This window comes from Hydrogenophaga sp. SNF1, from assembly GCF_034421675.1.
Taxonomy (GTDB): Bacteria; Pseudomonadota; Gammaproteobacteria; order Burkholderiales; family Burkholderiaceae_C; genus Hydrogenophaga; species Hydrogenophaga borbori.
On the sequence record NZ_CP139793.1, the window covers coordinates 1,340,097 to 1,355,171 of the forward strand.

Below are 15,075 nucleotides of genomic sequence, written 5' to 3' on the forward strand. Positions count from 1 at the left end.
TCCGACGCCACCGCCGCTCCCCTCGCGGGCCTGTCACCGGGGCCTTGCGTGACAATAGGGTGACTTTCACGCCGATTTCACATGAAAAAGAAATCCCGCCCCTTCATTGAGCGCCACTTCGAGGCGCTGCAACTGGCCACCGCGGTGGCCTTTCTCTTGCTTGTGGGGCTGTATGCCTCGCTCACCGGCGCGTCCGACGCCGGCTTGAGCCGCACGGCGGTCTGGCTGCTGATCGTCTCGGCGGCCGTCGGCGCCTACATGGCCATGAACATCGGCGCCAACGACGTGGCCAACAACATGGGCCCGGCGGTGGGCTCGGGCGCCATGACCATGGGCTGGGCGATCGTCGTCGCGGCGGTGTTCGAGGCGCTGGGCGCCATCGTCGCGGGCGGCGACGTGGTGGGCACCATCAAGGGCGGCATCATCGATCCGGCCGACATTGCCGACCCCACCCTGTTCGCCTGGGTGATGTTCGCGGCGCTGCTGGCCGGCGCGCTCTGGCTCAACCTGGCCACGGCGCTGGGCGCGCCGGTGTCCACCACCCACTCCATCATCGGCGCCGTCATGGGCGCGGGCATCGCGGCGGGCGGCTGGGGGCTGGTGAATTGGTCCACCATCGGCGCCATCGTCGCGAGCTGGGTGATCTCGCCGCTGTCGGGCGCGCTGATCGCGGCCGTGTTCCTGTACGTCATCAAACGCAGCGTGACCTACCGCACCGAAAAGACCGAAGCGGCCGCGCGCGTGGTGCCTATCCTCATCGCGCTGATGGTCTGGACCTACACCACCTACATGCTGCTCAAAGGGGTGAACCAGGTGGTCAAGGTGGGATTCGTGGTGGCGCTGCTGGCCGGCGCGGCCACCGCCGCGGTGGTCTGGACGCTGATCCGCAAGCCCCTGGAGCGCATCGCGCTGCGCCAGGAGAACTCCAAGGATGGCGTCAATCACCTCTTCACCTGGCCGCTGATTTGCTCGGCCGCGCTGCTGAGCTTCGCGCACGGCGCCAACGACGTGGCCAACGCCATCGGTCCCCTGGCCGCGATCTTCGAGGCGGTGAAGGCCGGAGCCATCGCCACCAAGGCCGGCACGCCGCTGTGGATCATGGTGCTGGGCGCGCTGGGCCTGGCGGTGGGCCTGGCGCTGTATGGGGCCAAGCTCATCCGCACCGTCGGCAAGGAAATCACCGAACTCGACCAGATGCGCGCCTACGCCATCGCGATGGCCGCCACGCTCACGGTGATCGTCGCCTCGCAGCTGGGCATGCCGGTGTCGACCACGCACATTTCCATTGGCGCGGTGTTCGGCGTGGGCTTCCTGCGCGAGCTGCTCAAGGTGAACTACGCCAAGATGGAGGCCGTGGTGCGCGCCGGCCACCAGGGCGCCGACCGCGAGGAGGTCGAGGCCTACATGCAGCGCTTCGAAGCCGCCGAGGTGCAGGAAAAGAAGCAGATGCTGGCCGAGATGAAGCAGCGCGCCAAGGTGCGCGGCCTGGACGGCGCGGTGTTCGCCAAGGGCGAGCGCAAGGCCTTCAAGAAGGCCTACAAGAAGGAAATCGTCAAGCGATCGGTGGTCATGCGCATCGTGGCGGCCTGGATCGTGACCGTGCCCGCCACGGCGGTTCTGGCCGCCCTGCTGTTCCACCTGGTGGCCGCGATCATGTCTTGATGGGTGAAGGGCTTCGGGTTTTCCCGAATCTGTGAGAGAATCACGGGCTTCGCTGGCAACGGCGAAGCCCTTTGTGCATTGGCCTCACACACCCGGCCCCCGAACACCGCCCGCCATCCGACGCGAGCGAGCAGGGGCCACCGCTTCCGGGCGGACCGTTTGTGGTTGATGTTGTGTAACCACGAACGGATCCGACGCCCCGGGGCTTGAAACTCCCCTTCGCGCGGCATTCGGTCATTGGCGCCCCATTCCTTTTGCGGGGCGCAGGAACTGACATGAGCGACGCTTTCGAAGCGCGCGGCGAGACCTCGCCCGCGATCTCTACCGAACAACAACCCACGGCCCCGGTGGAAACCACGGCCCCCGTGGACGCCAGCGCCTTCGCCGCGCTGGGCCTGGCCCCCGAACTGGTGGCCGCCGTGGCCGACCTGGGCTTCACCCAGCCCACGGCGGTGCAGGCGCGTGTGATGCCCCTGGCCATCAAGGCCGAGGGCGCCGAGCGCTACGCCGACCTGATGGTCTCCAGCCAGACCGGCAGCGGCAAGACGGCGGCCTTTCTGCTGCCTGTGCTGCACACCCTGATCCAGCAGCAGGCCGCGCGTGAAACGGCCGAGCGCGCCGAGCGCGAGCGACTGGCGGTCGAGGCCGCCTTGCGCGGCGAGGTGCCGCCCAAGGCGCCCAAGCGCAAGAACCCGCTGCTGCCGCGCCACTTCAAGGCCGCCACGCCGGGCGCGCTGGTGCTGTGCCCCACGCGCGAGCTGGCGCAGCAGGTGGCGCACGACGCCATCGACCTGGTGCGCCACTGCCGCGGCCTGCGCATCGCCAGCGTGGTGGGCGGCATGCCCTACCAGCTGCAGATCGCCAAGCTGCAGAACGCCGACCTCGTGGTCGCCACGCCGGGCCGCCTGCTCGACCTGCAGCGCTCCATGCAGCTCAAGCTCGACCAGGTGCAGTTCCTCGTCGTCGACGAGGCCGACCGCATGCTCGACCTGGGCTTCTCCGACGACCTGGCCGAGATCAATGCCCTGACCGCCCAGCGCCGCCAGACCATGATGTTCAGCGCCACCTTCGCGCCGCGCATCCAGCAGCTGGCCATGCGCGTGATGCACGACAACGGCAAGCACGTGCAGAAGGTGCAGATCGACAGCCCGCAGGCGCAGCACGCCAACATCAAGCAGGTGCTGTTCTGGGCCGACCACGCCGATCACAAGCGCAAGCTGCTCGACCACTGGCTGCGCGACGCCTCCATCGACCAGGCCATCGTTTTCGCCAGCACGCAGATCGAGTGCGACGGCCTGGCCGGCGAACTGCAGCAGGCCGGCTTCGCGGCCGTGGCCTTGCACGGCGCGCTCAGCCAGGGGCTGCGCAACCGCCGCCTGATGGCGCTGCGCAACGGCCAGGTGCAGATCCTGGTGGCCACCGATGTGGCCGCGCGCGGCATCGACGTGCCCACCATCACGCACGTCTTCAACTTCGGCCTGCCTATGAAGGCCGAGGACTACACGCACCGCATTGGCCGCACCGGCCGCGCTGGCCGCGACGGCCTGGCCGTGACCTTCGCCGAGTTCCGCGACCGCCGCCGCATTGCCGACATCGAGGCCTACACCCAGCAGCGCTTCAAGGCCGAGGTGGTGCCGGGCCTGGAGCCGCGCGAGCGCCCGCCCGCGCCGCGCCGCGACGGCTGGTCGTCCGAGCGCCGCGGCGGTGGCGGCCGCCCGGGCGGCCGTCCCGCTGGCCGGGGCGAGGGCTGGGGCCCGTCGCGCGGCGAAGGCCGTGCGCCCTACGCTGAGGCGCGCCCCTTCCGTGGCGAGGGCCGTCCTTTCCAGGGCGATGCCCGCCCCGCGCGCGCCGATTCGCGCGCGCCGTACCAGCAGGAGCCGCGCGCGCCCTACAACAACGACACGCGCGCCCCGCGTGGCGACGTGCGCTTCTCGCGCGATGACCGCCCGGCCCAGGCGCGCGGCTGGGGCCAGCGCCCCAACGCCGGTGGCGGTGGGCGCGAGGGCGGCTTCGGCGGCCCGCGCGGTGGTGGTTTCGGCGAGCGCGCGGGTGGCCCGCGCGGCCGCCGCGACCGCTGAGCTTCCCGGGTCCCAGGCCCCTGGGCCGCGGACCCCTCAGGTGGGGGTGTTGCGTGTGCGCGCCCGGGGTTCGCCGGCCGCGGGGGCGCTGGCCTCCAGCGGCACGAAGGGTGCGCGCGCCTCGTCCGCCAGGCCTTCGGTCAGGGTTTGCAGCAGTTCGATCAACTGGCGGCGCTGCGCCGGCGTGAGCGGTGACAGCAGGCGCTGGTAGGCGCGCTCGGCCGGCTCGCGCGCGGCGGCCAGCAGCGCCTCGCCGTCGGCGGTCAGGCTCACCGTCATCTGGCGCCGGCTCACGGACGAGCGCTCGCGCCTCACCAGACCGCGCTCCTCGAGGCCCTTGAGCACGCGCATGACGGTCACCTTGTCGAAGGCCAAGGCGCGCGACAGCCGCGTCTGGTCCAGCCCGGGTTCGGCCGCCACCACGGTGAGCACGCCGTACTGCGCCGGCGTCAGCCCCACGCTGGCACAGGCGTTCTCGAACACCGCCGCCGATATCTGGTGGGTGCGGCGCAGCAGGAAACCTGGGCGCTGGTAGAGATCGGTCAGGGTCATGATGTTCGTCGGGCGAGCGGGATTCTACGGATGTGCGGGGGACGAACTTCCGCCAACATCAATAGCATGCTAACGATAGGAGGCCTGCCATGGTTGTCGATGTCTCGTTCCTGCGCCGCGGCCTCGTCGCCGCCGCGCTGCTGGCCACGGTGGGCCTGAGCGCCGCGCAGGAAGGCCCGCTGCGCCTGATCGTGCCCTTCACCCCTGGCACCGGCATCGACCTCATCGCCCGCACCGTGGGTCCGAAGCTGTCCGAGCGCCTCAAGCGGCCGGTGGTGGTGGAGAACCGCGCGGGCGCCTCCGGCAACATCGGCACCGAGGCCGTGGTGCGCGCCGCGCCCGACGGCAGCACCCTGCTGGTCAGCGTGAACACGCTCGTGATGAACCGCAGCCTGTACCCGCAGATGCCTTTCGACCCCGTGCGCGACCTGCAGCCGGTGAGCCTGACGAGCTGGGGCCAGCTCATCCTGGTGACGCACCCGCGCTCGGGCTTCAAGACGGCGGCCGATCTGATCGCCGCCGCGAAGAAGGCGCCGGGCAAGCTGAACTACGCCTCGCCGGGCGTGGGCACGCCGCACCACCTGTCGATGGAGCTGTTCAAGAACACCGCCAAGGTCTTCCTCACGCACATCCCTTACCGCGGCACGGGCCCGGCGGTCACCGACATGATCGGCGGTCAGGTGGACGCCATGTTCCTGCCCATCCACGTGGCGCTGCCGCAGGTGCGCAGCGGCCGCCTGGTGGCCCTGGGCATCGGCAGCGACAAGCGCCACCCGCTGCTGCCCGACCTGCCCACGCTGAGCGAGGCCAGGGCCGGCGAGGTGAACGTGGACATGTGGTACGGCATCTTTGCGCCCAAGGGCATGCCCGCCGCGCAGGTGGCCGCGCTCAACCGCGAGATCAACGACATCCTGCGTGCCGAGGACGTGAAGAAGGCCTTCGAAGGGCAGGGCATGGACCCGGCAAGCGACACGCCCGACGGCTTCGCGAAGCTGGTGGCCCGGGACGCGGACCGCTGGGCCGCGCTGATCAAGGCGCAGGGCATCAAGGCCGAATGAGCGCCACGAGGCCGTTCCCCAGGCGCGCAGCGACGCGGTGCGCCGCGCGGAGGCTTGTCCAATGAAAGCAGGCGACACGATGAAGATCGCGGTGGTGGGCGGCGGCATCGCCGGCCTGGCGTTCGCGCTGGGCCTGAAGCAGCGCGGGCTGGCCTGCGAGGTGTACGAGGGCGTGGCCGAGGTGAAGGAGCTGGGCGTGGGCATCACGCTGCTGCCGCACGCCATGCGCGAACTCGACGCCCTGGGCCTGACCGCCGAGCTGCAAGCCATGGCGATCGAGAACCGCGAGAGCGTGTTCTTCAACCGCTGGGGCCAGTATGTGTACAGCGAACCGCGCGGCCGCCACGCGGGCTACCCGCTGCCCGAACTGGGCATTCACCGGGGCAAGCTGCATGGCGCGCTCTGGCGCGCCGCGGTTCAGCGGCTGGGCGCGCAGCGCCTGCACACCGGCCACCGCTGCGTGGCGATCGAGCCCGACGCGGGGGGCGCCACGCTGCGCTTCGAGAACGGCGCGGTCGAGCGTGCCGACGTGGTGGTCGCCTGCGACGGCGTGAACTCGGTGGTCCGCCGCCACTTCCATCCCCAGGACCAGGTCTGCTACGCCGGCATCAACACCTGGCGCGGCGTCACGGTGCACAAGCCCATCCTGGATGGCAAGAGCTACCTGCGCATCGGCAGCATCGACACCGGCAAGATGGTGATCTACCCCATCGTCGACAACGTGGACGGCCAGGGAAACCAGCTCATCAACTGGGTGGCCGAGATCCGCGACCCGCGCGCGCCCATGAACGACTGGAACAAGCCCGGTCGGATGCAGGACTTCCTGCCGATCTTCGAGGCCTGGCGCTACGACTGGCTCGACGTGCCCGCGCTCATCCAGGGCGCGCAACAGGTGTTCGAGTACCCCATGGTCGACAAGGACGCCCTGCCGCATTGGGGCGAGGGCCGCGTGACGCTGATGGGCGACGCCGCCCACCCCATGTACCCGCGCGGCTCCAACGGCTCGGCCCAGGCGCTGATCGACGCGCGCACCCTGGCCGACGAGCTCGCCGCCACACCGGCGGACCCCGAGGCCGCGCTGCGCCGCTACGAGGCGGCGCGCCGGCCAGCGACGGCCCAGGTGGTGGAGACCAACCGCACGCTGCCGCCGGACTTCATCATCATGAAGGCCGACGAGCTCAGCGGCGGCCAGCCCTTCACACGCATCGACGACCTGATCAGCCAGGACGCGTTGCGCGAGATCTCCGAAAACTACAAGCGGATCGCGGGGTTCTCGCTGAAGGCCTGAGCGCGGGGCTCAGTCCTCGCCGCTGATGGTGACCAGCAGCTGGATCACCTCGGCGCACTCTTCCTGGATGCGTTGCACGGGGTAGAGCTCGGCCGCGCTCGCGCCGGCGGGCACGCGCTCGCGCAGCGTCTCGGCCTGCAGCAGGATGGCCGAGATGCGCTCGAACAGCTCGGAGGTGATGGCGTTCACGTCGACCGCGGCCGCGGCGGCCACAGGAGTGGCCGTGGGAGCGGGAGCGGGTGCGGGTGCCGGGGCCGGCGCGGCCGCGGGTGCCGGGGCGCTCGCGGCGGCCTTGCGCAGCGGCAGCGGGCGCTCGTCGAGCTCGATGTACTCCATGGCCTCGCCGTTGAGGATCTGCTCCAGCCGCAGGCGGATCAGGTCGCGGTCGATGGGCTTGGTGAAGAAGTCGAGCACCCCGGCCTCGAACGCGCGCTGGCGGTACGAGGAGGTGTTGTGCGAGGTCACCATCACCACCTTGGTGTGGGCCAGCGCCGGCTTCTCGCGCATGCGGGCAATCACCTCGTAGCCATTGAGGTCGGGCAGTTCGGCGTCGATGACCAGCAGGTCGGGCTGGTGCTGGGCCAGCTTGGTCAGGGCGTCGTCGCCGCGCACCGCGAAATGCAGCTGCGCGATGTCGAGCAGGGTGCGCGCCAGCAGGTGCACCATGCCCGGGTCGTCGTCGACGATGAGGATCTTGTGGCGCCGGGGCACCGGGTTCAGCGAGGATGGCGTCATGGCGCGCTCCAGGGGCGATCGGAAAGGTCCGGGCCTGCGCCAGGCGCGTGCCCTGTCGGGTTTTCGGCGGCTGGCCGGCGTTCTTGAGCGATCGGGCCATGCCGTCCGTCAATGTTGCCACGGCGGGGGCCCCGTGCGGGCGGGCTCAGCCCGGGCGCCCGTCCGGTCGGGGCTGCCCGTACCAGCGCAGCAGCCGCAGTCCCCAGGGCCCGACCGCCAGCAGCCACAGCCCGGCGGTGGCGGCGGTCAGGCCGCCCACCCAGGCCGGTGGCGCCAGCGCCGCGGCGATGCGCAGCAGTGTCGCCAGCTGCAGCAGCAGGAAAGCCGACCACGACAGGCGATCGGCCACCAGCGCGCGGCCGCCGTGGCCACAGGCCACCCGCGTGACCATGGCCAGCATGAGCGAGCCCAGGAACCCCATGGTGGTGGCGTGCAGCGCCGCCAGCGGCGTCACGGGCGCGCCGCCGATCCACGCCCAGATTTGTCCGAGGCCGTCGATCGACAGTCCCAGGCCCAGCCAGACGAAGCCCAGGTGGAGCATCGCCAGCAGCCGGATCGCCAGGCTTTGCGCCAGGCCCCACACGAAGGCCAGCCACAGCAGCACGAAGCCGGCCACCAGCAGCGCGAAGCCCTCGAAGGCGCCCCAGCCGCTGGCGTCCAGGCCCGCCCAGGTGAGCCAGGGCCCCAGGGTCTTGAGCGCCACGGTGGCCACCAGGACATACAGCACCCACATCGGCCGCCACAGCCGCACCAGCGGCAGGGCGCTGGAGGTGAAGAAGGGCACCATGCGGTGCACGACCGTCACGTAAACCAGCGCCACGAAGCCCCACAGCCCGGTGTGCAGCCAACGCCGCGCGGACTCGGGATCGTCGCGCCCCACACCCCAGGCCAGGCCCAGCAGAGAGAGCGCCCCCACGGCCCAGCCCAGTGCGACCAGCCGGGCGTGCACGGTGTCGTCGGCGTCGCTGGCGCGCAGCAGCCCGAGGAAACGCGCGCCAGCCAGCGCCTGCCCGGCGGCGGCCAGCAGCAAGGCCAGCACCGCCAGCCGGGCCGACAGGTGGACGCCGGACAGCCACAATGGCCAGGCCAGGGCCTGCAACGCCACCGCAGGCAGCACGGCGCGCGCTTCGGGTCCGTCCACGCCCAGCCACTTGGGGCCAGCCGTGAACAGGAAGCCGGTGAAGAACAGCGGCATGAAGCCGTGCACCATGAGCACGCCATGCCCCAGGCTGGGCGACACCGCCAGCGGCCCCGCCGGCAGCCAGCCGAGCCGGGCGCACTGCACCCACAGCCACCACAGCGAGCCCAGCACCAGCACCGTGGTGGCGCCGGCGAAGGCCAGCCGGTGCGGCGCCCGCATCAGGTGGGCGGGGCGCCAGCGCAGGGCGGCCGGTTCGAGCGGTGCCGGCCGGGCGGCGGCCAGGGGGATGGGGCGGGGAGCGTGTGCCATGGCGGGGCGCGGTCAAGACAGGGAAAGGGCCGGCCGCGCGGGCCGGCCGACCAGGACACTGTGCCGCCGACGGGTGCGTCCCACCATCCTCCCGTGGAAGGTGCCCGGCGCCCGCCATCCTCCGGAAGAACGATGGCCCGTCCACGCCCCTGCGGCGGCGCGTGGACAGCGCGCGGGGCCGGGCCGACAATGCCGACGCACCCATTGCTGTCACCATGCCTTCCGTCGCCCGAGCCTGGCCGCGCCAGCTCTCCACCAAGTTCGTCCTCATCGGCCTGGCGCTGCTGCTGCTGGCGCTGTTGTCCATCGGCCTGACGATGTGGGTCACGCGCCAGATCGAAGGCGGCGCGGCCGCGGTCAACGAGGCCGGTCGCCTGCGCATGCAGGCCTGGCGCCTGGCCAGCGCCTGGCAGGGCGGACGCGACCCCGCCCAGGTGCCCTTGCTCGTGGCCGAGGTCGACCGCACGCTGGCCCTGCTCGACCGGGGCGACCCGCAGCGCCCCCTGGCCGTGCCCTGGAGCAAAGCCAGCCGCGGGCACTTCGCCGATATCCAGGGACGATGGCAGGCCATGCGGCCGCTGTGGATGACCCCCGGCGACGCCGGGCGCGAGGCCGCGGCGCTCACGGCGCGCATCGACGGCCTGGTCGAACGCATCGACGCCCTGGTGCGCGCCATGGAGTCCACCATGGCGCGCTACACGGCCGTGCTCAACCTGTTCCAGTTCGTCATGATGGCCATGGCGGTGGCCGCGGCCGTGGTCTCGCTCTATGTGGGCCAGCTGTTCGTGATCCACCCCCTCAAGCGGCTGCGGGCCGGCCTGCGCCAGATCGAGGCGGGCGACTTCACCGCGCGCGTGGAGGTGGAGTCGCACCAGGAGTTCGCCGAGCTGGCGGCCGGCTTCAACCACATGGCGCAGACCCTGCAGGGGCTGTACCACGGCCTGGAGCGGCAGGTGCAGGCCAAGACGCGCGACCTGGAGGCCAAGCGCGCGCGCCTGGCGGCGCTGTACGAAGTGAGTTCGCTCATCGTCAACGCGCGCACGCTCGATGAACTGGCGCGTGGCTTCGCGCGCAAGCTGCGCGCCGTGAGCGGCGCCGACGCGGTGGCCATCCGCTGGAGCGACGAGGGCTCGCGGCGCTACTTCATGCTCGCCAGCGACTGCCTGCCCCAGCAGCTGGTGGAAGACGAGCGCTGCCTGGAGGCCGGCGAGTGCGCCTGCGGCCAGCCCGCCGCCACGGCGCGCACGCGCGTCATCCCCATCGCCACCGCCGCGGACCGGCGCCTGGGCGGTTGCGCGCAGGAGGGCTACGTCTGCCTGATCGGCGTGCCCATCCGCCACCAGGAATACCTGCTGGGCGAGGTGAACCTGTTCTACCGCCATGAAGCCCTGCTGGGCGAGGACGACCGCGGCCTGTACGACGCGCTGGCGGGCCACCTGGCCAATGCGGCCGAGAACCTGCGCGTGCAGGCTCTGCTGCGCGAATCGGCGGTGAGCGAGGAGCGCGGGCTGCTCGCGCGCGAACTGCACGACTCCATCGCGCAGGCGCTGTCCTTCCTGAAGATCCAGGTCGCGCTGCTCAAGGCGGCCGTGCAACGGGGCGACGCGGCCGCGGTGCCGGCCATCATCGAGGAGATCGAGGCCGGTGTGCGCGAGAGCACCAACGACGTGCGCGAACTGCTGGTGCACTTCAGGACCCGCACGCCCGACGGCGACATCGAGGACGCGCTGCGCACCACGCTGCGCAAGTTCGAGCTGCAAAGCGGCCTGAACGCGCGCCTGGACCTGCAAGGCCATGGCGTGGCCCTGCCGCCGGACACCCAGCTCCAGGTGCTGCATGTGGTGCAGGAAGCGCTGTCCAACGTGCGCAAGCACGCTGGCGCGAGCGAGGTGTCGGTGGGCGTGCAGCGCGGGCCGCGCTGGCGCTTCACCGTGCGCGACAACGGACAGGGCTTCGCGACCGATGGCGCGCGCGACGCCGACACCCACGTGGGCCTGCACATCATGCGCGAGCGCGCCCAGCGCATCGGCGCGCGGGTCGAGGTCCAATCCCGCCCCGGCAGCGGAACCGAGGTGTCGCTCGACGTGCCCGCTCCCGCCGCCGATCTGCCCGCCATGCCATGAACGAGCCGGTCATTCGCCTTCTCGTGGTCGATGACCACCAGCTGTTCCGCCGCGGCCTCATGGCCCTGCTGGCGCAGGAACCCGGTTTTTCGGTGGTCGGCGAGGCCGGCGACGCCACCGCGGCGATGGGCCTGGCGGCCCGGTTGCGGCCCGACCTGGTGCTGCTCGACAACCACATGCCCGGCGTCACCGGCATCGACGCGGTCGCCGCGCTCAAGGCCGCCGCGCCGCAGGCGCGCGTGCTCATGCTCACCGTGAGCGAGAACGAAAGCGACCTTGCGCGCGGCCTGCGCGCGGGCGCCGACGGCTACCTGCTCAAGACCATCGACACGGCCGACCTCGCGGCCTCCATCCGGCGGGTGTTCGAGGGCGACTCGGTCATCAGTCCCGAGATGATGGGCAAGCTGGTGGGCCTGCTGCGGCGCGGGCCGGCGGCGGACGAGGCGGGCGCGCCAGCGCCCGCGCCGCCAGAGCCGCCGCCGTCCGACCCCATCCACTCCCTTTCACCGCGCGAGCGCGAGATCCTGCGCCTGATCGCGCGCGGCGACAGCAACAAGCACATCGCGCGCGCCCTCGACATCGCCGAGACCACGGTGAAGATCCATGTGCAGCACATCCTGCGCAAGCTCGAACTGAGCAACCGCGTGCACGCGGCGGTGTACGCCACCGAGCGCGGACTGCTGGCCTGAACCGCTTCAGGGCGCGGCGATGCCGCGCCGCGCGCGCATGGCGGCGCCGATGTGCGCGAGCGCGGCGCCATCGAGCAGCCGCTCGGCCAGCGGCAGCAGCTCGGCCTCCTCGCGCTCGATGTGCCGCTCGTACGCGGCGATGAACGCGTCGGCCACGGCCGGCGACAGCGCCGCGCCGTCGCCGCCGCGCACGCCCTCCAGCCCGGCCTCCAGGCGCCGCCACAGGTCCTCGAGCGCGCGGTGCTCCAGCGCCAGCGCCTGCGTGAGCCGGAGCACGGCCTCGCGCTCGGATCCGTGCGCCGCGTCGCGCAGCGCCGGAAACAGGTCGGCCTCCTCGTCCGCGTGGTGGTGCGGCGCGGCCTGGCGGAAGTAGCGCAGAACGGCCTCGGCCGCTTGCGCGGCGCTGCGGTCCGCACCGTGGCGCGGCAGGTGCCCGCACAGGCGCCGCAGCGTTTCGCACTGCGCCTGCACGCGGCCATGGCAGGCCGAGAGCATTTCCAGCGGCACTTCGGTGGTGGCGGTGTCCCGGGCCTGACCGGGCAGGGCGATGCGCATGACCATGGCGCATCCTAGGCCCGCGGGGCCGCTGTGGACAGAACATAGCTCTTTGGGAGGATGCCGGAGTCCTTCCACCGGGAGGCTCCCATCGCTCGTGCGCAGGATGTTGCGGGCGCCGCCGCGACGGCACAGTGTCCGGCATGGTCAAGGGAGCGATCTCATGAACGGCGACACCGCAAGAACCCGCCAAGCCTGGTCCGTGCTGATCGTGAGCACATGGGCTTTCACCGTGTGCTTCATGGTGTGGATGATGTTCGGCGTGATCGGCATCCCGATCCGGCAGATGCTGAATCTCAACGCCACGCAGTTCGGCCTGCTCACGGCCACGCCCGTGCTGACGGGCTCGCTGGTGCGCGTGCCGCTGGGCATCTGGACCGACCGCTACGGCGGCCGCACCGTGATGACGCTGCTGATGGCGGCCACCGTGCCCGCCATCTGGCTCATGGCCTACGCCACGCAGTTCTGGCACTTCCTGGCCATCGGCTTGTTCGTCGGCCTGGCCGGCGGCTCCTTCTCGGTGGGCACGCCCTACGTGGCGCGCTGGTTTCCCAAGCACCGGCAGGGCATGGCCATGGGGGTGTACGGCGCCGGCAACAGCGGCTCGGCGGTCAACAAGTTCGTGGCGCCGGTCATCCTGGTGGCCTTCGGCTGGCAGATGGTGCCGCAGGTGTACGCGGCCATCATGGCCGGCACCGTGCTGCTGTTCTGGCTGTTCAGCCACAGCGACCCGGCGCACCTCGTGCCCAGCCAGGCGGGCTTTGCGCAGCAGCTCAAGGCGCTCAAGGACCGGCGGGTCCTCAAGTACTGCCAGTACTACAGCATCGTCTTCGGCGGCTACGTGGCGCTGGCGCTGTGGATGGTGCAGTACTACATCGGCGAGTACGGCCTGGACATCCGCCTGGCCGCGCTGCTGGCGGCCTGCTTCTCGCTGCCTGGCGGTGTGCTGCGTGCGGTCGGCGGCGTGCTCAGCGACCGGTACGGCGCCCACAAGGTCACCTGGTGGGTGCTGTGGGTGAGCTGGGTCTGCCTGTTCCTGCTGAGCTACCCGAAAACGCAGTTCACCGTCAGCGCCGTCGACGGCCCGCGCACCTTCACCATCGGCCTCAACGTCTATGCCTTCACCGCGCTGATGGCCGTTCTGGGCGTCGCCTTCGCCTTCGGCAAGGCCAGCGTCTTCAAGTACATCGCCGACGACTACCCCACCAACATCGGCGCCATCAGCGGCATCGTCGGCCTGGCCGGCGGCCTGGGCGGCTTCGTGCTGCCCATCCTGTTCGGCCTGCTGCTCGACCTCACCGGCATCCGCTCCAGCGCCTTCATGCTGCTCTATGGGGTGGTGTGGGTGTCGCTGATCTGGATGTACTGGACCGAGGTGCGCCGCACCGACGTCCTGCGCGGCGCGGGGTCCGCCGAGCCTTCGCCCGCGCACTGAGCGCCCCTCCAGGAGAAGCCCATGAGCACCAGCACCCGGGCGACGGCCCCCACCGGCCGCGTCCTCACCATCTGGACACCCGAAGACAAGGCCTTCTGGGAACGCGAAGGCGAAGCCATCGCCAAGATCAACCTGTGGATCAGCGTGCCCGCGCTGTTCCTGGCCTTCGCCATCTGGCAGGTCTGGAGCGTGGTCGCCGTCAGCCTGCCGGCGCTGGGCTTCAACTACTCGACCGACCAGCTGTTCTGGCTGGCGGCGGCGCCGGCCCTGTCGGGCGCCACGCTGCGCATCTTCTATTCCTTCATGGTGCCCATCTTCGGCGGGCGCCGCTGGACGGCCATCTCCACCGCCCTGCTGCTGATCCCCGCGATCGGCATCGGCGTCGCGGTGCAGGACAACACCACACCCTACGCCACCATGCTGGTGCTGGCCCTGCTGTGTGGCTTCGGCGGCGGCAACTTCAGTTCCAGCATGGCCAACATCAGCTTCTTCTTTCCCAAGGAGCGCAAGGGCTCGGCGCTGGGCGTGAACGCCGGCCTGGGCAACCTGGGCGTGTCGGTGGTGCAGTTCCTCAGCCCGCTGGTGGTGACGGCGGGCATCTTCGGCATCTTCGGCGGCGAGGCCCAGACCATCGTGAAGAACAGCGCCACGGTGCAGGTCTGGACGCAGAACGCCGCCTTCATCTGGGTGCCCTGGATCGCGCTGGCCTCGCTGGCGGCCTGGTTCGGCATGAACGACATCGCCGACGCCAAGGCTTCCTTCGCCGCGCAGGCCGCGATCTTCCGGCGCAAGCACAACTGGCTGATGTGCGTGCTCTACCTGGGCACCTTCGGCTCATTCATCGGCTATGCCGCCGGCTTTCCGCTGCTGATCAAGAGCCAGTTCCCGGGCGTCAACCCGCTGGCCTACGCCTGGCTCGGCCCGCTGGTGGGCGCCCTGGTGCGGCCGTTCGGCGGCTGGCTGGCCGACAAGCTGGGTGGCGCGCGCGTGAGCTTTTGGAACTTCGTGGTGATGGCCCTGGCCGTGGGCGGGGTGCTGCTGTTCCTGCCCAGGCAGGGCGCCGGCGGCCACTTCACGGGTTTCTTCCTGATGTTCCTGGTGCTCTTCCTCACCACCGGCATCGGCAACGGGTCCACCTTCCGCATGATCCCGGTGATCTTCCTGAACCAGGCGCTCAAGGGCGTCGACCCGCGCGATGCCGAGGCCGTGGCGCGCGCCACGCGCGAAGGCAACACCGAGGGCGCGGCCGCGCTGGGCTTCACCGCCGCCATGGCCGCCTACGGCGGCTTCTTCATCCCCAAGAGCTACGGCACCTCGATCACCCTCACCGGCGGACCCGAGGCCGCGCTCTACCTCTTCATCGTCTTCTATCTGCTGTGCATCGCGATCACCTGGTGGCAGTACAGCCGCCGCAACGCGCCCATGCCCTGCTGATGCCCCGGGAACCAAG

General features: G+C 71.0%; 12 protein-coding genes. 8 read left to right on the plus strand and 4 right to left on the minus strand.

Features of this window, described 5'->3' with window-relative positions; all coding sequences use genetic code 11:
- Window positions 1-81: 81 nt before the first annotated feature.
- Both SOM08_RS06595 and SOM08_RS06600 read left to right on the plus strand, forming a co-directional pair.
- Window positions 82-1,662, plus strand: coding sequence for an inorganic phosphate transporter (locus tag SOM08_RS06595; RefSeq protein ID WP_116958099.1), 1,581 nt, complete (start codon window positions 82-84; stop codon window positions 1,660-1,662).
- A gap of 275 nt (window positions 1,663-1,937) precedes the next feature.
- Entirely contained in the window at window positions 1,938-3,740 is a 1,803-nt protein-coding gene (locus SOM08_RS06600; RefSeq protein WP_322470344.1) for a DEAD/DEAH box helicase, read from the plus strand.
- Window positions 3,741-3,776: 36 nt separating this feature from the next.
- Here the strand turns inward: SOM08_RS06600 and SOM08_RS06605 are convergent, their stop codons facing one another.
- Window positions 3,777-4,292 (minus strand): MarR family winged helix-turn-helix transcriptional regulator, encoded by a 516-nt coding sequence (locus tag SOM08_RS06605; protein WP_116958097.1) that lies wholly within the window; start codon window positions 4,290-4,292, stop codon window positions 3,777-3,779.
- An 89-nt stretch (window positions 4,293-4,381) separates the two neighbouring features.
- On the opposite strand from SOM08_RS06605, the gene SOM08_RS06610 reads away from it, so the two are divergent.
- Window positions 4,382-5,350, plus strand: coding sequence for a tripartite tricarboxylate transporter substrate binding protein (locus SOM08_RS06610; protein ID WP_116958096.1), 969 nt, complete (start codon window positions 4,382-4,384; stop codon window positions 5,348-5,350).
- Between the two features lie 79 nt (window positions 5,351-5,429).
- Window positions 5,430-6,638, plus strand: coding sequence for a flavin-dependent oxidoreductase (locus tag SOM08_RS06615; RefSeq protein WP_116958095.1), 1,209 nt, complete (start codon window positions 5,430-5,432; stop codon window positions 6,636-6,638).
- A gap of 9 nt (window positions 6,639-6,647) precedes the next feature.
- On the opposite strand, the gene SOM08_RS06620 is transcribed toward SOM08_RS06615, so the two are convergent.
- Together SOM08_RS06620 and SOM08_RS06625 are read right to left on the minus strand one after the other, a co-directional pair.
- A complete protein-coding gene (locus tag SOM08_RS06620) occupies window positions 6,648-7,373 on the minus strand; it encodes a response regulator (protein WP_322470345.1) in 726 nt (241 codons plus the stop codon).
- Between the two features lie 145 nt (window positions 7,374-7,518).
- The gene (locus SOM08_RS06625; protein WP_322470346.1) at window positions 7,519-8,823 is read right to left on the minus strand and encodes an NnrS family protein; all 1,305 of its coding nucleotides are present in this window, start codon (window positions 8,821-8,823) and stop codon (window positions 7,519-7,521) included.
- A 215-nt stretch (window positions 8,824-9,038) separates the two neighbouring features.
- Here SOM08_RS06625 and SOM08_RS06630 point away from each other — a divergent pair, with 215 nt between their 5' ends.
- Together SOM08_RS06630 and SOM08_RS06635 are read left to right on the plus strand one after the other, a co-directional pair.
- Window positions 9,039-10,946, plus strand: a complete 1,908-nt coding sequence (locus tag SOM08_RS06630) for a type IV pili methyl-accepting chemotaxis transducer N-terminal domain-containing protein (RefSeq protein WP_322470347.1) — start codon at window positions 9,039-9,041, stop codon at window positions 10,944-10,946.
- Window positions 10,943-11,635 (plus strand): response regulator, encoded by a 693-nt coding sequence (locus SOM08_RS06635; RefSeq protein ID WP_116958093.1) that lies wholly within the window; start codon window positions 10,943-10,945, stop codon window positions 11,633-11,635. Before SOM08_RS06630 ends, SOM08_RS06635 begins: the two co-directional genes overlap by 4 nt.
- Window positions 11,636-11,641: 6 nt before the next feature.
- Here SOM08_RS06635 and SOM08_RS06640 read toward each other — a convergent pair whose 3' ends face one another.
- Window positions 11,642-12,196: a hemerythrin domain-containing protein gene (locus SOM08_RS06640; protein WP_116958092.1), complete on the minus strand. Its 555-nt coding sequence runs from the start codon at window positions 12,194-12,196 to the stop codon at window positions 11,642-11,644.
- Between the two features lie 157 nt (window positions 12,197-12,353).
- Between SOM08_RS06640 and SOM08_RS06645 the strand changes: the two genes are divergently transcribed.
- Window positions 12,354-13,625 (plus strand): MFS transporter, encoded by a 1,272-nt coding sequence (locus SOM08_RS06645; protein ID WP_116958091.1) that lies wholly within the window; start codon window positions 12,354-12,356, stop codon window positions 13,623-13,625.
- 21 nt (window positions 13,626-13,646) lie between these two features.
- Window positions 13,647-15,059: a NarK family nitrate/nitrite MFS transporter gene (locus tag SOM08_RS06650; protein WP_116958090.1), complete on the plus strand. Its 1,413-nt coding sequence runs from the start codon at window positions 13,647-13,649 to the stop codon at window positions 15,057-15,059.
- The last annotated feature ends 16 nt before the right edge of the window (window positions 15,060-15,075 follow it).